This window comes from Curtobacterium sp. 1544 (assembly GCF_040544915.1).
GTDB lineage: Bacteria > Actinomycetota > Actinomycetes > Actinomycetales > Microbacteriaceae > Curtobacterium > Curtobacterium pusillum_C.
In genome coordinates, this window is sequence record NZ_JBEPKX010000033.1 from 1 (window position 1) to 18161 (window position 18161).

Here is an 18161-nt window from a genome sequence, read left to right on the forward strand (position 1 = left end):
TCCGACCAGCTCGAGGACGCGCTCGCCGCCGCCCTCGCGCACGACGGCCCCGCGCTCGTGTCGGTGAAGGCCGACCGTCAGGAGCTCTCGATGCCGCCGGCGGTGACCCTCGAGCAGGCGAAGGGCTTCACGCTCTACGCGATCCGCACCGTGCTGTCCGGCCGCGGCGACGAGCTGCTCGACCTCGCATCGACGAACCTCCGCCAGTTGCTGTGAGACATTTAGTGCAACGGTCGATCGGACGAGGGATCGCGGACCTGTCCTATACCGCTCCAGCGTATTGCGGAGCCTCTCGGCTACGACAGACCAACGACGGTCTCGCGACGCGGGATAACGGCCAATCGCTAGGCAGCTTCGCCGGTGAGCGCGAAATGATGATGCCATGTCGTCCCTGATCACCGAGGTAACTCACGCCGAGCTTACAGTCGCTGATCTAGACGATGCACTCGACATGTGGCGCTCAGGCCTCGGGCTCACTCCGAAGCGGTTGTTTACGCTCGACGAAGAGACAACCAGCGTCGCGCAGACGAGGATCCGGGGCGCTACGGTCACACTCGGGGTCCAGCGAGTCGAGCTCCTTCGGTACGCGAACCGCCCGGATCCGCGCTCGCGTCTTCTTCGCCCTCGCAGATACGCATTATTCACTTTGCTCTCGAGGTCGCGAATCTGGACCTAGTCCTCGATATCTGTGCGGCGCATGGCTGGCATGCGTTCGGGCCATCGCATCTCATGCCGAAAGGAAGCCGGGCCGGCACGAATATCATCTACCTCGAGGGCGCGCACGGAGGTTTCCTCGAGCTGATCTCACCGCCCGCCGCTGGCCCGGACCTTTGATGGCTGGTTTGCTCTCAGGTCAGTGCAGTGCGGCCGATTTTTCGACGCTGAGGCCCGGCACGGTTCAATGGTTCCCCGCTGCGCTATCAACAGCGTAAGGGACTGCTGCAGGTTCGGTTGACTCCTGACAGGTAGGAGCTTTGGCTCCTGCTGGACGGATGTGCACCATGGTGAAGGTGAATCCGGAAGAGTTCCGCCGTGACGTGACGTGACGTGATCGCGGTCGCTTGGAGCGGTGAGACGTCGGCGCGGCAGGTCGCGAAGGACTTCGGGGTGTCCGGGTCTTGCCTGGCCCGCTGGTTTCGGCTCGCGGACCGCGACGACGGCATCAGTGTTGCAGCGTCGCCGTCGGCAAAGGCAGTCGAGCAGGCGGAGCTGGCAGCACGAACGACCTGAACCTGATGGGCCAAATCCGTGGGATGAACAACAGCGCCGTCAGCCGGGGCTTGTCCGGTGACACCGTCTGGGTTGGCGCGTCCGACGCTCCGTGGATGAACGGTGGCAGCCACGTCGCGATCCGACGGTTTCGAATGCTACTGGACAAGTGGGAGAGCACTCCGGAAGCGGTCCGCGATCGTGTGTTCGGACGGTACGGCAGCTTTGGCGCACCGCTCGGCGCGCAGCACGCGAAGCGACCCAGGCGACGCGTACGGGACGCACGGCCCCGCCGCTCCGCACCGGAGATGCCGTTCCGACGGGTCGCCTCAGCCGCGAATGTGATCGTGCTACCCACGGTCCGCGAATCAACTAGTCGCCCGGGCGGCAGTCCAGGAAGGTCAGTGAGCGTCTGACCACTTCATTGCGGATGATCCCAACGGGGAAGGAACACCGCGTACAGAATCCCAGGGTGGGGTGATCTGCACGAAACTCGGAAGGGCACTGATTCGTCCGAACGGTCCGTCGATCTGCACAGTGTCAACGGCGGCGAGCCCAGCGCGAAGGTCGGGTCCCGCCGTGATTTGGTTCGGATTCTGTCCGAATGACTGCACCCACGTGCAGACCCGTGCGAGGTCGACGTGCACGTGCCAGGAACCGCCATCGGTCGCCTGCCGGGTCAGTGCGGTCTCGATCCCTGCTGCCAGAAGGAACCCGGCGACGTAGTCATTCAACAGGTACGTCGGCGGGAGAGCGGCATGCTCCCCGCCGCCCTCTTCGAGAGCGAAACCGGTCGCGGAGCAGGCGAGCTGATCGAACCCGCCTCGGTCTGCCCACGGCCCGCGGTCGCCCCAGCCGTGCACGTCGGCGAAGACGAGGCCCGGGTGTTCGGTCGCGAGCTGTGCTGCATCCAATCCAAATCTGGCGAGGTGGCGGTAGCTGTGGATGACGATGTCCGCACCGGCGAGAACGTCATCGAACTGCGCCTTGCCCGCTGCCGTCCGAAGGTCGCAGAACGCGTTCCGCTTCCCGACGCCGGTCTCGATGATCATGGCGTTCGGGTCGGCCCGGTCGGGACGCGACACATGAAGCACCTCTGCGCCAAGCTCGGCGAGCAGACGAGCAGCGATCGGCCCGGCGATCACATGCGTGAAGTCGATGACACGAACACCGGACAGTGGTGGATCGGACGGAGCGAGCGCCGCGCGGCCAACGGGGGAGGCATCACCGGTGCATTCGATGCGCACCAAGGGTTCTCCGGCGATCGCGTGCCCTGCGGCCGACGCTGCCCACTCCTCTCGGGACCGCACCATGGTGGCCGTCCCGCCAGCGGCAACGATTGCTTCCTCGAGTGCGAGCGCGTCCCAGCCCGCGGCTGCTGCCGCGATCCGGTCAGTTCCCGGCGCACAGCCGAGCACGCGAAGAGCTCGATCGCGCAGGTGCGGGAAGGACAGGAGAATGAAGATCTCGCGGCCGTCACGGCACGTGTAGAAGTCGCTGTCGCTCAAGAGGTGCGGGTCCTCCATGGTGGACGCGGCTGGCACGTCACCGATCCGCGTCGCGAAGACGGCCATGAGCTGCAGCAGCGCATCCTCGGTTCGGACGCGCACAGATCGTGTTGGACCGCCTCGCAGCGCACCGAACCCCGCTGCCGCCAAGCCGTGTGCGGCCATCGCCGCCGCCATGCACTCGGCGAGGCGGTGGGGGGAGGTCGTCTCGGGCTCGGAGCCATCGATCTCTGCGTTCGAGAGATCGAGGCGAAGAACTTTGGACAGGTCCTGAAGCGGCGTGGAGTTCATACGCGAAGCCTCGGGCCACCGATGGTGCAGATCACAGAATTGCCGCATCTGCGGCACCCTGGACGTGTGAGTGTCCATCGCAGCGTTGATCGGATCGTCGACGTACTCGACATGGTGGCCCGCGCGGACGTCCCGTTGACGGTGAGTGAATTGGCGCGCCGACTGCGCATCCCGAGGTCATCCGTTCAGGACATCGCTCTCGGGCTGGTGTCGCGCGGCTGGCTCATCCGCACCGAGCGTGGACTCAGTATCGGGCCGGCTCCTTTGGTCCTCGAACTCCTCGCCGCGCGGCACGTCCAGTGGGCCCGGATCGACGTTGACGCGATCGCGGAACGCTTCAACACCGCAACTGCGATCGCCGTTCTCCTCGGCCGCCACGTCGTCTACACCGCAAGATCACAGCGGCCCTTCGACGAGCGCCTCGCCGTCGTTGCTGATCAGTACCTCCCGAGAAACCCACTCACGACCGCCGCCGGGCGGCTCCTCCTGAGCGCTGCGCCAAAGGACGTGCGTGCAAACGTGCTTCGCGACGCGCGCCCAGCGCATCCGGAGCTCGTCGACGAATACGAACGGCTCCTGCCCACCATCCGGCGGCGACGAACGGCCTGGAGTGACGGCCTCTCAAAGGAACCCGTCGCTGCGGTCGCGGTCTTCCCTGACCGAGACGACCGCGAAGCGCTTGTCCTCTTCGGCCGCCGAGGCATCGACACCGCACTCCTGAAGACCGCAGCTCAGGAACTGACGAGCAACGGCCCATTGTGAAGCCGCGACGCGTCGTTCGCGGATACTGCCAGCCCGCGTACCAGCGACTCACGGCTCGCCCCACTGGCGCAGCACGCCCTGAACACGGCCGTGTCGGCGCCAGTCGCCCGCAGATCGTGATTACGAGTTCGAGCCCGTTACTGATCTGATGACACCACCGCTCGTCTCGAACGTCGCTCACTCCGGACTCACCGTGACCTGGACGACGCCTTGTCGCTGTGGTGTTCCGGGCTCGGTTCCACCCTCGAACGTGTCTTCTCGCTCGACGCAGACACGACGGCCGCGACTACCGGCGTCGGCGGGGCGACGATCCGCGCAGCTACAGTCACGCTCGGTCACCAACGAGTCGAGCTGTTGCAGTACACCCCGTCCGAGCCGCCGGAGCGAGCGGGCTCCCCGGCGCGCATCGGCACGGTGCACATCGCGCTGACGGTCTCGGATCTCGATCGGGTGCTCGAGTTGTGTGCCATACACGGCTGGCGACCAGCCGGGACGCCACACCGGATGACTAACGGTGCCCGCGCCGGCACGCGCATTATCTATCTCGAGGGTGCGCACGGCGGATTCCTCGAACTGATCGCACCCCCTCACCGGACGCCCCCTCGTTAGGAGCCGAGTGCCGGTTGAGACCGCTTCCTTTCCGGGATGCTTGTCTCGTCGGATGGATCTCGGGATTGCCGGCGACCGGGATCTCGCGCGAGGTCGCGGTCACCATGCGAGCTGCGTGTCGTCCTCGAAGACCGCGCCGGTGGGGCCGTCAGCGGGCAGGGTCGCGAGTCGCACCGCCACAGCCGCACCTTCTTCGGGGGTGCGCGTGCCGCGGAAGTCGTTGAAGTCCGTGGCGACGTGTCCAGGGGCGGCGCCGTTGATCTTCAGCGTGGTGTCCGCGAACTCGCGGGCGTAGTGCACCGTGATGGCGTTGACCGCGGTCTTCGAGCTCGAGTACACCATCGAGGGTTGCCCCACCCAGGCCCCCGCCTCGCCGATCGAGCCGCGCTTGCTCGTCACGTTCACGATCCGAGGCGCCGCTGCGTTCGTCAGCAGCGGCAGGAATGCGGCGATCATCCGCACGACGCCGAAGACGTTGACCTCGTACACGTTCTTGAAGTCGTCGACGGTCTCCTCGCTCGGCTTGGGCAGGTCCTCCAGTGGCCGGAACGTGAGCGTGTTCACGCCGGCGTTGTTCACCAAGACGTCGAGCCGACCGAACTCGTCAGCGACGTCCGCGACGAGACCGTCGATCTGGTCCTGATTCGTCACGTCGAGAACGACCGGGCGCACGTCACCGTCGACGGTGGCGGCGGCTGCCCGGCCGACCTCGGCGCTGCGCGCGCCGAGGAGGACCGTGAAACCTTCTCGCGCGAGACCGCGGACGATCGCGATCCCGATGCCCTTGTTCCCGCCGGTGACGAGCGCGACCTTCTGCATCCTGTTTGGCGTTGTCATGTCAACAGCATGCTCCCTCAGTGTTGATGCGTCAACAGAGGGTCGATAGAGTCGCCCCATGACCGCGCCGCTGACCGAGCAGGAACAACGCCTCTGGCATGCGTGGAAGACCGCAGCGGACACCGTCCGGCAGCGGGTGGCCGAGGACATCAAGGCTGGCTGCGGACTTTCCGACCAAGACTTCGGGATCGTGACCCGACTCGTCGAGCTCGGGGGCGGCGAGCTCCGACAGAACGACCTCAGCGCCTCGCTGCAGTGGGATCGCACCCGTCTGTCCCACCAGCTCACGCGGATGGAGAAGCGCGGACTCGTCAGCCGCAGTGCGGTCGATGGTGGTGTGCTCGTGCGGATCACGGACGAGGGAGCGCGTCTCGTGCGTGTGGCCCGACCGATCCACGCCGACGCGGTCCGGAAACACCTCCTGCAACGCACCGAGGGCACCGACCAGGCTGCGCTGGTGCGAGTCCTCGAACACCTCGCGCTCGACAGCCCACCAGCGCCATCTCGATAGCCGGTCCCTGATGGGGGCATGGGACGAGGCGTCAACCGCGACAACTTGCCCGTGTGCTGGTTGACCTGGGCATTCGCGTGTAGCTGTCCCGCAAGAATGCCCGGTGAGGGGCGCCAAACGTTACATGCCCTAGCGCTCCTCGCAGGCTGCGATGAAAAAGAGGGGGTGGCGGTGGAGAGGCATGCTCGGGACGATCAAACTGACATAAGAGACCGCTATCGGCGCTTTAACGAGAACGGCCGGACTGTCAGTGTCGTGACGGTCCGGCCGGAGCTCCGGGCAAGCGGTGCTCGAGTGGAGCGTAGCCCGGAGGAGTGCGTTTCGGCCTAGTGTGCAGCTTCGTACGCGTCTCGAACGCCCCGGCCGTTCCGGCCATGGTTCGTGACATCGTGATCGTCGCAGCGACCCCACTCGCGTCGTCGGTTGCGGCGAACGCGCGATCGAAGGCAACGAGGGTGAGCGCGACGAGCGTTCCCTCGGAGGCGGCGCCGTCGCCGTGCTCGAGGGCAAGCGAGCTTGGAAGGCTCTCACATGAAAGCATTGCAACTGATGCATACAACGGGTGTACTGAGACCACACCATCGCTACACCCACACCAGGAGGACCCCCATGGCAGCCACTGAGACGCACGCTGAGCACACCGTGGCCGAGCACCAGCACGCAGCTGACTGCGGCCACGAAGCCGTCCAGCACGATGACCACGTCGACTATCTGCACGACGGCCACAAGCACGCCGAGCACGACGGCCACTACGACGAGCACTGAGCTCGCTTCAGCAGCGGCGCTCTCCCGGACGGGAGAGCGCCGCTGCTGTTGCAACGCATGTCCAAGTACTAATGTTTCCGTGTGACACCCCGAGCGAACCTCGAACCTGCAGCTGAGCTCTTCAAGGTGTTGTCGTCGGCATCGCGTCTGCACTTGTTGTGCTTACTCAGCGAGCAACCCACGTCGGTTGGGAACCTCGCGGATGCAGCTCAGCTCTCACAACCCCTCGTGTCACAGCACCTGCGAACCCTCCGCACCGCCGGGCTTGTCACGGTGGCCCGGCACGGGCGCGAAGCGGAATACTCCCTCGCTGACGCGCACGTCGCGCACATCGTCGCCGACGCCGTGACGCACACCCTCGAGGATCAGGCTCCTCACTCGTAACTGGGCTCGTGGACTGCTGCTCTGCCGGCAGCAGCAGCGGCCGCCGGCTCCCGACGGGGGCAGCCGTTATCGCTCACGCCGGGACGTTGATCGGGCACTGCTCAGTGGGTACGACTGGGTGGAAATGCTTCGTTGAACAGTGCTTCAAGCTGTGGTGTGCTGACTCCTGTTTCACCGCATCCGGTGACGGCGCCGTTGGAAAGTGCGACGAGATATGTCTTCCCATCAATGAACAGCGTGTCGGATCCGGTGGTGTCGTCCGGGATCTGGGTGAGCCTTTGCGTAGTACCTGGTGTGCCGGCGTAGACCTTCGAGACCTGCAGGGTTGCGGTGTCCCCGTCGAGCCGGGTGACGGTTCCTTCGAACGCGGTATCGTTCGCGCGGATCTGGTCGACGCTCAGCGTGGGGCACGCGGAAGGTGGGGTTTGCATCACTCCTGATCCGGTGTGCTCACCGGCTGGAGTCGTCACTGGGGTGAGAATCGCGAACGCGGCGGCGGCCGCAGCGAGCGTGGTCGTGGCCCCGCCGAGGAGCAGCCATCTGGGGCGGGTCGTCCGCGGACGACGCCGGCCGGTGGACGTGAGCGATTCGCCGCGTTCAGCGGCCGCGACGAGGCGACGGATGCGCGTGTCGTCGAGACGGGACGGGTGACGGTGAGGATCGGTGCGGCGAAGCGCAGCGCGCAGTTCGTCATCGTCGCGGATGTCCATCACACCGTTCCTTCCGTGGTGGTGCGCTGCGCGGGATCGATCTCCATCGACTCGAGGCGTGTGCGGAGGCGTTTCTTCGCCCGATGCAGCCGAATGGTTGCTGCGTTAACGGTAATCGTCAGCACGCTGGCGATCTGTGCTGGAGTGAGTTCTTCCCACGCCCAGAGCCGCAGGATCTCTGCGTCGGCGGGCCGGAGGCTTGTCAGCGCCTTCGACACCCGGTCATCGTCCTCGCCGGCGGAGTGCGTGTACGCGACCACCGGCGGATCAACGGTGGTGATCCGATTGACGAGCCGGTGCCGACGACGGGCAGCCCGCTCAGCGTCTCGGAGGCAGTTCCGCGCGGTCGTATAGAGCCACGGCAGCGGTTCGGACGGGATCACGTCGAAGCGGCGCCACACGACGAGCATCGTTTCCGCGAACACGTCATCCGCAGTGTCCGCATCGGTTCGACGGCGCAGGAACCGCAGCACCGCATCGCCGTGGGTCCGCACGAACACCTCGTACGCAACGGTTCGGCCAGGCGGGTGCACATGCAACATCATGGCCGACCCCCGGCCCAACCTTTCACCGGCCCGTGTCCAAGAAACTTCGCACCGTGTGAAAGCCCCCGAGAGGTACCGGCCATGTAGGTGACGACGGGCTGGAACACCAGCCCACTCGTCCTCAGCTCCGGACACGGAAAGGATCACCATGCCTCTACGGACAACCGCCCTCCTCACCGCTGCCGCGGCCACGATCGTCATCGTCGGAGGTGGCGCGAGCGCCGCGATCGCGTCGTCTCGATTCGACGAAGCGCTCCACCGCCACGGGAACGAACACGCAGACGTGCACACCACTCCCGATGTTTCTCGCACACACGAGCTCGGCGGCGTACCGGCTCCGCTGTTCCGCACGAAAGAGCAGCTCGAAGCCGGATCAGTGATCGTCCGCACCGGTGACGTTCTCATCGTGAGTAGTCCCGACGGAACCCAGTGGACGGGCGGATCGGCCGTCCCGGCGATCGCCCAGTTCCGCGCCGCTCAATTTTCCGATGGTGTCGATTTCAACGCCGGGTTCACCTTCACCAAGCCCGGGACCACGACCGCATGGGTTACTGACCGGTACGGCCACCGCACCACCTTCACCGTGACTGTGACCGACCGATGACCAACCGGCAGCCCGCCGCCACAGCCGGGGTTCAAGTCGCGGTTGCCTTGGCGGTGGTCGCTGTCACCGCTGCCACGTTGCTGCTCCTCGCTGCCCGCCCCGCGCACGCCGACGGGGCCGGGCCGTGCGCCGCGATGTTATCCGACCACGCCGAGACGATCTGCCATGTCATCGTGCACGTCTTCATGACCCCACCCCACCAGACCCTCACCTGACCACCCCGCTCCTGACCCCCCGCTCCACCGACGCTCTCGCGCCCCAAGCAGACAGGACCCCTCATGCGTTCCCCCCGCACGACCACAACCATCGCCGCGCTCCTTGTCGGAGCGGCCGCGGTCACGACCCTTGCCGGCTGCTCGATGCAGCCGCAGACCGTTGACCTGTCCAAGGCATGCGCCAGCATCGCGAAGGTCGATGGAAAGCTCGCCTGCACGGCGGCGTACACCACCGGCAAGGCTCTCCGTCTGCCCACCAGCGGTGCGGTGGTTGGCGCTGTCGGGCGCGACGGGAAGGCATTCCTGAGCGCTGACGGGAAGAAGCTGTCCATGAACAGCGCCGTGTCGAAGCAGATTTCAGAGAAAAATGCCTACGCGACCACCGTGTACGAAGCTGACGTTGTCGGATCCACAGTCACCGGTGTTCGTGCAGTGCTCAGCATCCCGAACTCCGTGATCCTCAGCAGCGTCTTCGGCGGCAAGATCCTCGCCGGCACTATCTCCCCCTACCGCGGATCCGGCCTCGGGTATGACGAACACGACACCCTCCCGGTCGCGATCCAGTTCGAGAAGCACACCGACGGCGACACCCTCACGGGCACGATCGTCAACGCGAACCACGCCACCCGCTTCGCTAACGGCACCTGCATGCCCGCCCTATCAACCTATGGTGCGGAGAACCCCCTACGAGGCGGTTTCACGCCGCACGTCAGCATCGACCGCCAACCCTCGATGCACGCCGCGTTCGATGACGAACTCGAGCTCGCATGGGCATCCTCATCAAGCGGGATGGGACACGAGTTTTTCCCGTCCGTCGCGACCCTCATGGGGGCCGACCCCATTGGCGCCGTGTGGGAGGTCACCCAACACGGCACTCCGTCCGCCGGCCCGGGTCTCGATCTCAAAGTCACCACCGACGCCCTTACTCAAGCCGCATCCTGCGCATAACCGCCCACACGGTTCGACCCCATGTGGGCGCCCATCCACGAAATTGAGCGTCTACGGCCCCAGTGCGCGGGTAGACCGGTGCGATGAGCAATGGGGCCGGTTAGACAGGTTGGTGTGGTGCTGGCAGTCGCACCCGACCGGTGGCGACCGCCTCGGTCGCGCCGGGACGACCAGCACCACACCCAGTCCTCTTCACGAACGATGCTTGCTGTCTGGCTTCCGGTTTTGGAGGGTGGAGTCGGGCGAGCAGCACGGCATTCGGGTTGCCACGCTGCTCGCCCGCCTTCTGCTTGGCCAGATGGCACCAGGCCGTACCACCAGAAAATCCCGGGCGCCTCCGCCGCATATCTTGGCGCAACAGAACAGCCGCCCCCCGAGGGGAAAGCGGCCGTCCTATCATCGTAGATCCTCAGTGTGCGGCGTCGTACGCGTCGCGCACTGCCTGACTGATGCGGCCGCGGCTCGAGACCTCATGTCCGTTCGCGTTTGCCCACTCGCGGATCTTCGCGAGCTCGTCGGAGTTGCCTCGCTTGGCTGTGCTGCCGGCGCTGGTGCGCGCTTGACGGCCGCTGCTGACCTTTCGACCGGCAGCAACGTAGTCGGAGAATGCCTCCCGAAGCGTCTCGGCGTTGTCGTCGGAGAGATCGATCTCGTAGTGGTTGCCATCGAACGAGAAGGACACGGTACGGCCCTTGCCCTCCTCGATGGTGTCGCCGGTCAGGTCATCGACCAGGTGCGTGGTGACTTTCTGCGCCATAGGAACGCCGCCTTTCATTCGAGGGACTGCGCTTCTTCTGTGGCATAGAAATTGGATCGACCCCTGCGCCATGAGGGCGACGATCAAACCTGGTTACGAGGCAGAATGGTCGTGATGACCAACACCACGCCGATCCCGTCCGGGTACGCATCAGCCCTCGCTGAACTGAAGCAGCAGGTGAGAAATGCGCGGTTCACTGCGCAGCGGCGAGTGAACACGGAACTCGTGCGGCTGTACTGGGGAATCGGCGCCACCATCCTGCAGCGGCAGGAGGCAGAAGGGTGGGGAAGCAACGTCATCGGCCGGCTTGCATCGGATCTGCGAGCCGAGTTCCCGGACATGAAGGGCTTCTCCCGCGCGAACCTGTTCTACATGCGCCGGCTGGCGGGAGAGTGGCCGGCGGACGCGGTCGTCCAACAGGCTGTTGGACAACTGCCCTGGGGTCACATCACCGTGCTCCTCGACCGGCTCGATGATCACCACCTCCGCGACTGGTACGCCCACGAAGCAGCGACGCATGGCTGGTCGCGCAACGTCCTCGAGCATCAGATCAAGACCAGCGCTCACGCCCGGTTGCAGGCGGCACCGACGAACTTCCCGGCAACTCTGCCGGCGGGAGACTCTGACCTCGCGCAGCAGCTCACCAAGGACCCGTACGTGTTGGACTTCCTCGCCCTCGACGGCGACGCGAAAGAACGCCACCTCGAGCAAGCGCTCGTCGACCGGATCATCGACACGCTCCGCGAGCTCGGTGAGGGGTTCGCGTTCGTCGGCCGGCAGGTGCACTTCGACGTCGACGGCGACGACTTCTACGTCGACCTGCTCTTCTTCCACGTCGAGCAACTCCGCTACGTCGTCATCGAGCTCAAGACCGGGAAGTTCAAGCCCGAGTATCTCGGCCAGCTCGGCTTCTACGTCGCCCTCGTCGACGACCGCCTCCGCCGCACCCAGCATGCCGACACCGTTGGTCTGCTGCTGGTCGCGGACAAGAACGACGCTGTCGTCCGCTACTCCCTCGCGGGCCAGCAGAGCCCGGTCGGGGTTGCCAGTTACGACCTACTCCCGCCCGCGGCACGTGCGGCGCTTCCTTCAGAAGCTGATCTAGTTTCCGCCTTGCGGCCAGAACCGGACACGCTCCACGGCGAAGCGTGAGCACGGCCGAGAGTTGCCCGGGTCATGCGGCGCACACAGCCGATACCCCCCTGCCGCGCGCCGGCACACCAGCGTCGTGCCCTTACCTAACTTCGTGACGAGCTCACGCCGGTGATCAGGTTCATGGATCCCGCGTACCGCTGGAGCAGCATGACGTCACCGCCGCCGCCGCCGCCGCCGCCGCCGCCGCCGCCGCCGCCGCCGCCGCCGCCGCCGCCGCCGCCGCCGTCGCCGTTGCCGTCGCCGTTGGCGCCGCCGGCCCGAGTTCCCGATGGCTCCAGGAGCTCCTTCGCCTGCTAAATCCCGATAGACCGTGATCGCCCGCTTGTGCCGCGGTCTGGCGAAGGGACGCCTAGTAGCGCTGCAGGGGCGTTCAGACGGTAGTTGCAGGGCTCACCGTGTACATCGGTACTGGGATCAGTCGACGATCCGCCGCACGCTTTGGCAGAAGCTGGCGGCGGCGACCCTGACCAGCACCTGCCCTTGACCGGGAACAGGTTGGTCAAGTTACTGGACGGAGGCTTGATTAACGTCGAGGAGACGGAACGCTTTCACGACAGGGCTCCTTGAGACTGCCTGCGCGCGACGTCGCGCCGCAGCGAGCACTGTGTGGAGATTGCCGGGCTCACCAGATGTCCGTGCCGCGTTCAATGGCTTCGGTGCCGCGATCGGCCCACAGGCACTGCCCGACGAGGAGGCCAGCGTCGGGGCTGGCGAGGAAGCGTGCGATCGCCGCGATCTCGGACGGCTGCGAGAGCACGTCCTCTGCCTGAGGGTGCATGTCAAGCAGCATGCGGGCGTGTTCCGGCGAGTCGAGCGTGCCCCGAGTCATGGGAGTTTCGATCAGTCCCGGCGCGATCGAGTTGATCTTGATCCCTCGCCCGCCCCACTCGGGTGCGACAGCGTTCTTCCGCATCCACTTCGCCGTCGCGGTCTTCGACGCCTTGTAGTAGAACGACTGCTCCGGCTCGTCTCCGAGCGCCTCGATGCTGTCAAGGTCGTGCTCGAGCAGCTGTCGGACAAGGCCATGATCGGCGGGGTAGAGCGACATCCGTGACGAGGTGACAACGACGCGGGGCTGCGGTGAGCGGACCAGGAGATCGTGGACGCCCTCGATGACGTCGACCGATCCGAAATAGTTCACCAGGAGCGTTGCCACGCTTCCGCTGCCCAGGCCCGCCCAGGTGACGATCCCGTCGAGGGTGTCGCCGGCTGCTTCACCGATCTTCGCAACCGCCTCGGTGCGCCCCTCCCGGGTGCTCAGGTCGACAGTGACATCTCCCTCGCGGAGATCGACTCGGATGACGCGGTCGCCGTCGGCCTCGATCGCTTCCGCGGTTGCAGCGCCGAGGCCGCTCGCGGCTCCCGTGACAGCAATGGTCCGAGACATGCTTGCTCCGTTCTGCGGCACCCTCGCCGCTTTGGTTTCCTTGGGAAACCATACGCCGGTGTTACCGTCGAGTCGTGCCCACGCCGGAACCTGTTACTGAGGATCCACTCCCAGAGCTCATCACCGCATTGCGCGCCTACACCGACCTCTGGCGCTCTCGAGCTCGACAGGAAGCCTTCAACGCGACGCTCCCGATTCCGCTCGACAGCACGGAAGGGTGGATCATCTGGCGCCTCGACGCGCAGCCGCCCGCTCGCGCGATCGACATCGTCAAAGCCACCGGCATCGGTAAAGCCGGCATCTCCAAAGCCTTGCGGCGCCTGGCTGACCAGCAGCTCGTCCGGCAGAAACCAGACCCCGACGACAGCCGCGCAGCACTGGTCCACCTCACCCAGCAGGGGCAAGACGTTGCCGCGGCGATGCGCGACGCGGCAACCGCCATGGTTCGAGCGTCCGTCGACGGGTGGACCACCGAAGAACAGCGCACCCTCACCGCCCTTCTTACCCGCCTCGTGAGCGCCCAAGGCGCCTCCTGATGTGACGCTTCCCGCGTGCAGGAGAAGGATGCTGAATCGGTTGTGTGCGCAGCGCAACTATAGTGGTCCGCAACATGACCCAGCATCGACAGCAATCCGAGCGCCGCCTCTACGAAGAAGTCAGCCGCCTGTGGAACCGCCACGTGACCGTCGCTGCCATCACCGAGGGTGACGAACGATCCGACACCCTCACCCGGCTGATCTTGAAGTCGATCGCGCTGAACGGCCCGGTCCGCTCCAGCGACGCAGCACGCGACACCGGGCTCTCCCGGGCAGCGATCAGCCGCCGGATCACCGCGCTCGAGGCGAACGGATTCGTATCCGCAGACACCGATCCAGCCGACCGACGCGCGTCGCTGCTGACGCTGACCGATGAAGGACAACGCCACCTCGACGAGCTGTCCCTGAGCGGCGCCGCGACGATTCGCGAGGTCACCAACGACTTCTCCGACGAGGACCTCGAGCGCTTCGCCGAGCTCCTCGGCCGGTTCAACACCAACGCCGCCGAGCGGCTCACCGCGACCGTGAGGAGCCAGCACGCATGACCGACACCGCAGTCACCCCCCTGTCCCGCCCGTCCCTTCGCGGCCGGTACCGGTCCTGGTACGAGACGCTGCCGCCAGCGCTGCAGATGATCGGACTGCAGCTGTGGCTGCCGATCTTCTTCGTCATCGCGTTCGTGTTCTGCTACCTCTTCGCCTTCCACGCCCCGGCGTTCCACCACATCCCGGTCGCCGTCGTCGGGCAGAGCCAGATCACCGGACCGACCGCAGCAGCAATCCGCACCTCGGCCGGCGACACGGTCAACATCTCGACCATCAGCACGCTCGAGCAGGCGCGAACAGCCGTACGCGATGGCAGCATCGCTGCCGCCTACGCCCCCGACCCGAGCACAGGCCGGGCGACGATCGTGGTCGCGAGCGCGGCGAACTATCAGCTCTCCACCTTCGCCCAACAGTTCTTCGGCTCCGTCGCTACCGCGTCAAAAGCCACCGTCACCATTGACGATCTGGCGCCGCTGCCGAAGGCGGACGCGTTTGGGACGTCGTTGTTCTACCTGACGTTGCTGTGCACCATCGCCGGGTACATGGTCGCGATGTTCGTCGGGATGATGGGCGGGGGACTCCGACACTGGCAACGCTTCACCGTCATCGCCGCCGGCAGCGTCATCCTCCCGCTCGTCGCCGTCGTCCTGGTCCGGTTTGTCGTGCACGCGGTCGAGGGGCACTTCTGGATGCTGTGGCTCGTCGGCGCGTCGACGAGCTTCGCTGTGGGATGCGTCGTGAACGGGTTGGCGTACTTCCTCGGCAGGTTCGTCACCGGAGCGGCGCTGCTGGTGTTCGTGTTCGCGAACGTGCCCGCCTCCGGCGGCGCGTACGCGGCAGAGCTGCTGCCGCAGCCGTTCCAGTTCCTCCACGACTTCGTCACCGGCACCGCAACCGTCGACCTCTTCCGGCGCACTGTCTACGACGTCGGCCCCGCGTCATGGCAGGGCTGGCTGCTGCTCGGCTGCTACGCTGCCGCCGGCGTCCTGCTGGCATTGGTTGGGCGCCCGTACTTCATCGCGAAGGCCCGCCGGCACCGCAGGGCCGGGAAGCGCTCCATGATGGCCTCCGCACAGATCGCCTCACTGACCCACGCCGGCTACGTCACCCCCGTCGATGACTGGACCACGATCGGCCGCGACGCGAACGCGTCGACGCACGCCGCTGACACCGAAGCCCCGCAGACGCACGGCGGAGGCGGTGGGGTTCTCGTGCAGCAGGAGCGGCGACCCCACACGCCGCATCATGACGTGCCGAGTGTCGCGCCATCAGTCGGGAGCGGGCTCCTGATCACCGCGACAGCGTCCGCGGAATCCGGTCCGGTGGAAGTCACCGTCCATGTCAGCGGCGACGGGCCTGCGCACACGGACCGGCACACACACCGCCGACACCGGCACCCGGCCCACCGTCAACGCGACGACAGCAGCGACGCCGACCACACGGCAGAAGAAGCCGACGGCGACGCCGTGGCAGCGGAAACCGGCGTCCTCGGTTAGCCCACGCCGACGCCGGTGCGGCACGAGCGAGCGAGCTCGGGCCGGGCCGTCGCGAGGCGCTCAGTGTGCTTCGTGCCCACGCGGCGGGGCCCTCCTTCTACCGAACGCAACAGCAAACGGCCCGTCGCCTATCGGGCGAGCGGGCCGTCTGCTGCTGCCAGAGTTGCTCAGGCCGCCTGGAGGACGAACTGCACGTCGAGGTTGATCGTCACGTCATTGCCGAGCGTGAAGCCACCGGCCTCGAGTGCGGCGTTCCAGTTCACACCGAACTCGGTGCGGTCGATCTTCGTCGTCGCCTCAGCGCCGAGCTTGACCTGGCCGTAGCCGTCGGTGGTGACGCCGCCGAACTCGGTCTTCAGGGTCACGTCCTTGGTGACGCCGCGGAGGGAGAGCTTGCCGTCGATGAGCATGTCGTCGCCGTCCTCGCGGATGCCGGTCGACACGAAGGTCATCTGCGGGTGCTCCTCGGTCAGGAAGAAGTCACCGGTGGCGAGGTGCTGGTCGCGCTGCGCCTGGTTGGTGTTGATGCTGGCGACGTCGATCGAGGCCTCGAGCTTGGTGTCGAGCGGGTTCTCGGCGGTCACGAGCGTCGCGTCGAAGCGCTCGAACGAGCCCTTGACCTTGCTGATGGCGAGGTGACGGACCGAGAAGGTGACCTCGGAGTGCGTCGGGTCGATCTTCCAGGTGCCGGTCTGGTAGCCGGGGATGGCGGAGGCGGTGAGCGTCATGGTGTGTCCTTCGATCGGAAGAGGGTGGGTGCTGTCTAAGGCAGCGGGGCGCCGCATCTAGATGACGTGTCACCAAACGGGCGGTCGGCGCGGCGTATTCCCGATGTTGCGGACGCTCCGGATGTCATCCCTCACCGGGGACTCACTCCGAGACCTCGCGTTATCGCGGCGAGAGGATCCGGCCTTCGCTCCACGCGTCGCCTACCCTGTCGCCCAACGTGAAATACCCTCGGCTGAATGAGTCGAAGAAGATCATGCCCAACTTCCCCGCATCAACTCGACCGCTCGCGTTGAGTACCGATTCATCAACAGAAACGTTGGCGATGCGCCCAATCACCGTGTGAATGTGCTTCTCGTACAGAACCTCGACCAACTCGCACTCGATGACGAGCGTGCTGCCGTCGATGATCGGCGCGTTGACATGCTTGGCCTTGTGGACTGTCAAGCCTGTTTTAGCGAACTTATCGGGCACCTGGTACCCCGAGTGGATGCCGAAGAAGTCGGCGTAGGGCATCAGCTGCTCTGTGGCAAGCGTCACCGTGAAGGCTCCCATTGCCTCGATGTTCCGATGGGTCTTCTTATTGGTGTTGATGTTGAGGTTGATGTAGCCGCCGTGGTTCAGCGCGCCCCAGTGGGAGTTCATGAAGTTGACCCTGCCGACCTCGTCGTAGGTGCCGATCATGAACAGCGGTGTGGGGTGCCCGTAGCCGAACTCTCGGGCGGTCAGATCTTTCATGGTGCTCATCTCAGATGATTTCTCTCTCGACATGGTGAGTCGTTTCCATGGGCGTTGCGATTGGTCACCCGGAACGTCGCTCAGGATGCGCGGGCTCGGCATGAGCGCCCATCCCCTTGGAGGGGGGAGTCGCGGAATCGCTGAGTCCGCCCACGTGCTCGCCAGCGTAAACATTGACATCTGTGTCAAGGTCAAATCGGAGACTTGGGGAGGGGAGCCGGCCGGGACTGGAGAGGCTGCCGCGTAGTGGTGCACCGTCACGGGTGCTGCGGTGCTGCGGTGCTGCGGTGCGAGGAGGGCGTGCGTCGGTACGACGTTGGCATCGAAGAGCCGCATGCTGCGCCTGATGTCGTGTCAGCGGCCGAGCATGCGGCGCCACCCGGAGCGGGTTGACGCGTCAGCGGTGGGGCTCACCGTTGCCCTGCCGGCGGTCGGAGTCGAGCCGCCCGAGGACGGGTCAGGCGAGTGCGGGGCTGAGGAGGTCGGCGTGCTCGGAGCGCAGGAGGTATTCGGTGACCGCGTCGCGGCTCTTCTCGAGGCACACGATCCGGTTCTCGACCACCCGCAGTTCACGGGCGAGTTCTTCCGCCGCGGCGCGACCGCCGGGGGACTCTCGCGGCCCGGGGTCGGGTGCTTCGATGTCGAGGACGATCTTGATCATCCGGGTGGACAAGCCTGCTTCCACGAGAGCACGCACGTGGCGCGCGTGCTCGACCTGCTCGTCCGTGTAGTCCCGATACCCGTTCGACGACCGGAATGCCTGGATGAGGCCCTGCTGCTCGTAGTAGCGGAGCATCCGCGCCGGTGCTCCGACCGCTTCCGCCGCGTCGCTGATCTTCATGCTGTTCGACTCCTCCACGGGGTTCCGACTTGACCTTGACAGTGATGTCAAAGTTTAGCCTTCCTGGCGTACCTGGTTCCGA

The 18161-nt window shown here is 65.9% G+C and carries 22 protein-coding genes and 1 pseudogene; 14 read left to right on the forward strand and 9 right to left on the reverse strand.

Features of this window, described 5'->3' with window-relative positions:
- Both ABIC61_RS15865 and ABIC61_RS15870 read left to right on the forward strand, forming a co-directional pair.
- Window positions 1-216: pseudogene (locus ABIC61_RS15865) on the forward strand (ubiquinone-dependent pyruvate dehydrogenase); the annotation flags it as partial.
- A gap of 1019 nt (window positions 217-1235) precedes the next feature.
- Window positions 1236-1625: a hypothetical protein gene (locus ABIC61_RS15870; RefSeq protein ID WP_354030697.1), complete on the forward strand. Its 390-nt coding sequence runs from the start codon at window positions 1236-1238 to the stop codon at window positions 1623-1625.
- Here ABIC61_RS15870 and ABIC61_RS15875 read toward each other — a convergent pair.
- Window positions 1611-3008, reverse strand: coding sequence for a CoA transferase (locus ABIC61_RS15875; RefSeq protein ID WP_354030698.1), 1398 nt, complete (start codon window positions 3006-3008; stop codon window positions 1611-1613). The genes ABIC61_RS15870 and ABIC61_RS15875 overlap by 15 nt on opposite strands.
- Window positions 3009-3074: 66 nt before the next feature.
- Here ABIC61_RS15875 and ABIC61_RS15880 point away from each other — a divergent pair, with 66 nt between their 5' ends.
- Both ABIC61_RS15880 and ABIC61_RS15885 read left to right on the forward strand, forming a co-directional pair.
- Complete coding sequence (locus tag ABIC61_RS15880) at window positions 3075-3770, forward strand: helix-turn-helix domain-containing protein (protein ID WP_354030699.1); 696 nt, start codon at window positions 3075-3077, stop codon at window positions 3768-3770.
- A gap of 198 nt (window positions 3771-3968) precedes the next feature.
- On the forward strand, window positions 3969-4379 hold the full coding sequence (locus tag ABIC61_RS15885; RefSeq protein WP_354030729.1) for a VOC family protein: 411 nt from the start codon (window positions 3969-3971) through the stop codon (window positions 4377-4379).
- 99 nt (window positions 4380-4478) lie between these two features.
- Here ABIC61_RS15885 and ABIC61_RS15890 read toward each other — a convergent pair whose 3' ends face one another.
- Window positions 4479-5216, reverse strand: coding sequence for an SDR family NAD(P)-dependent oxidoreductase (locus ABIC61_RS15890; RefSeq protein WP_354030700.1), 738 nt, complete (start codon window positions 5214-5216; stop codon window positions 4479-4481).
- A 58-nt stretch (window positions 5217-5274) separates the two neighbouring features.
- Between ABIC61_RS15890 and ABIC61_RS15895 the strand changes: the two genes are divergently transcribed.
- The 3 genes from ABIC61_RS15895 to ABIC61_RS15905 all read left to right on the forward strand — a co-directional run bounded on the left by ABIC61_RS15895 (window position 5275) and on the right by ABIC61_RS15905 (window position 6876).
- Window positions 5275-5727 (forward strand): MarR family winged helix-turn-helix transcriptional regulator, encoded by a 453-nt coding sequence (locus ABIC61_RS15895; protein WP_354030701.1) that lies wholly within the window; start codon window positions 5275-5277, stop codon window positions 5725-5727.
- A 609-nt stretch (window positions 5728-6336) separates the two neighbouring features.
- Window positions 6337-6492: a zinc transporter permease gene (locus ABIC61_RS15900; protein WP_204621140.1), complete on the forward strand. Its 156-nt coding sequence runs from the start codon at window positions 6337-6339 to the stop codon at window positions 6490-6492.
- 81 nt (window positions 6493-6573) lie between these two features.
- Window positions 6574-6876, forward strand: a complete 303-nt coding sequence (locus ABIC61_RS15905; protein WP_309887396.1) for an ArsR/SmtB family transcription factor — start codon at window positions 6574-6576, stop codon at window positions 6874-6876.
- 101 nt (window positions 6877-6977) lie between these two features.
- Here ABIC61_RS15905 and ABIC61_RS15910 read toward each other — a convergent pair whose 3' ends face one another.
- Window positions 6978-7586 (reverse strand): hypothetical protein, encoded by a 609-nt coding sequence (locus ABIC61_RS15910; RefSeq protein ID WP_309887397.1) that lies wholly within the window; start codon window positions 7584-7586, stop codon window positions 6978-6980.
- Window positions 7586-8332: an RNA polymerase sigma factor gene (locus ABIC61_RS15915; RefSeq protein WP_354030702.1), complete on the reverse strand. Its 747-nt coding sequence runs from the start codon at window positions 8330-8332 to the stop codon at window positions 7586-7588. Before ABIC61_RS15915 ends, ABIC61_RS15910 begins: the two co-directional genes overlap by 1 nt.
- 82 nt (window positions 8333-8414) lie before the next feature.
- Here ABIC61_RS15915 and ABIC61_RS15920 point away from each other — a divergent pair, with 82 nt between their 5' ends.
- From ABIC61_RS15920 to ABIC61_RS15930, 3 genes are all read left to right on the forward strand, one after another.
- Window positions 8415-8735 carry a hypothetical protein gene (locus tag ABIC61_RS15920; protein ID WP_309887399.1) on the forward strand — a complete coding sequence of 107 codons (321 nt, stop codon included), beginning with the start codon at window positions 8415-8417 and terminating at the stop codon, window positions 8733-8735.
- A complete protein-coding gene (locus tag ABIC61_RS15925; RefSeq protein WP_309887400.1) occupies window positions 8732-8950 on the forward strand; it encodes a hypothetical protein in 219 nt (72 codons plus the stop codon). The genes ABIC61_RS15920 and ABIC61_RS15925 overlap by 4 nt, the downstream gene beginning before the upstream one ends.
- 63 nt (window positions 8951-9013) lie before the next feature.
- The gene (locus tag ABIC61_RS15930; RefSeq protein ID WP_309887401.1) at window positions 9014-9898 is read left to right on the forward strand and encodes a hypothetical protein; all 885 of its coding nucleotides are present in this window, start codon (window positions 9014-9016) and stop codon (window positions 9896-9898) included.
- 409 nt (window positions 9899-10307) lie between these two features.
- On the opposite strand, the gene ABIC61_RS15935 is transcribed toward ABIC61_RS15930, so the two are convergent.
- Window positions 10308-10655 (reverse strand): histone-like nucleoid-structuring protein Lsr2, encoded by a 348-nt coding sequence (locus ABIC61_RS15935; protein ID WP_354030703.1) that lies wholly within the window; start codon window positions 10653-10655, stop codon window positions 10308-10310.
- A 114-nt stretch (window positions 10656-10769) separates the two neighbouring features.
- Between ABIC61_RS15935 and ABIC61_RS15940 the strand changes: the two genes are divergently transcribed.
- Window positions 10770-11807, forward strand: a complete 1038-nt coding sequence (locus ABIC61_RS15940; RefSeq protein WP_354030730.1) for a PDDEXK nuclease domain-containing protein — start codon at window positions 10770-10772, stop codon at window positions 11805-11807.
- A gap of 625 nt (window positions 11808-12432) precedes the next feature.
- On the opposite strand, the gene ABIC61_RS15945 is transcribed toward ABIC61_RS15940, so the two are convergent.
- Window positions 12433-13197: an SDR family oxidoreductase gene (locus tag ABIC61_RS15945; RefSeq protein ID WP_309887404.1), complete on the reverse strand. Its 765-nt coding sequence runs from the start codon at window positions 13195-13197 to the stop codon at window positions 12433-12435.
- Window positions 13198-13271: 74 nt separating this feature from the next.
- On the opposite strand from ABIC61_RS15945, the gene ABIC61_RS15950 reads away from it, so the two are divergent.
- Genes ABIC61_RS15950 through ABIC61_RS15960 form a run of 3 tightly spaced genes read left to right on the forward strand, consistent with a single transcriptional unit; the run spans window position 13272 to window position 15774 of the window.
- Window positions 13272-13733, forward strand: coding sequence for a MarR family winged helix-turn-helix transcriptional regulator (locus ABIC61_RS15950; protein WP_354030704.1), 462 nt, complete (start codon window positions 13272-13274; stop codon window positions 13731-13733).
- A gap of 44 nt (window positions 13734-13777) precedes the next feature.
- Window positions 13778-14278, forward strand: a complete 501-nt coding sequence (locus ABIC61_RS15955; protein ID WP_309887405.1) for a MarR family winged helix-turn-helix transcriptional regulator — start codon at window positions 13778-13780, stop codon at window positions 14276-14278.
- Entirely contained in the window at window positions 14275-15774 is a 1500-nt protein-coding gene (locus ABIC61_RS15960; RefSeq protein WP_309887406.1) for an ABC transporter permease, read from the forward strand. The genes ABIC61_RS15955 and ABIC61_RS15960 overlap by 4 nt, the downstream gene beginning before the upstream one ends.
- A gap of 167 nt (window positions 15775-15941) precedes the next feature.
- On the opposite strand, the gene ABIC61_RS15965 is transcribed toward ABIC61_RS15960, so the two are convergent.
- From ABIC61_RS15965 to ABIC61_RS15975, 3 genes are all read right to left on the reverse strand, one after another.
- Window positions 15942-16502, reverse strand: a complete 561-nt coding sequence (locus ABIC61_RS15965; RefSeq protein ID WP_354030705.1) for a YceI family protein — start codon at window positions 16500-16502, stop codon at window positions 15942-15944.
- Between the two features lie 160 nt (window positions 16503-16662).
- Window positions 16663-17247: a flavin reductase family protein gene (locus ABIC61_RS15970; protein WP_354030706.1), complete on the reverse strand. Its 585-nt coding sequence runs from the start codon at window positions 17245-17247 to the stop codon at window positions 16663-16665.
- Window positions 17248-17695: 448 nt separating this feature from the next.
- Window positions 17696-18079 (reverse strand): MerR family transcriptional regulator, encoded by a 384-nt coding sequence (locus tag ABIC61_RS15975; protein WP_354030707.1) that lies wholly within the window; start codon window positions 18077-18079, stop codon window positions 17696-17698.
- Window positions 18080-18161: the final 82 nt, after the last annotated feature.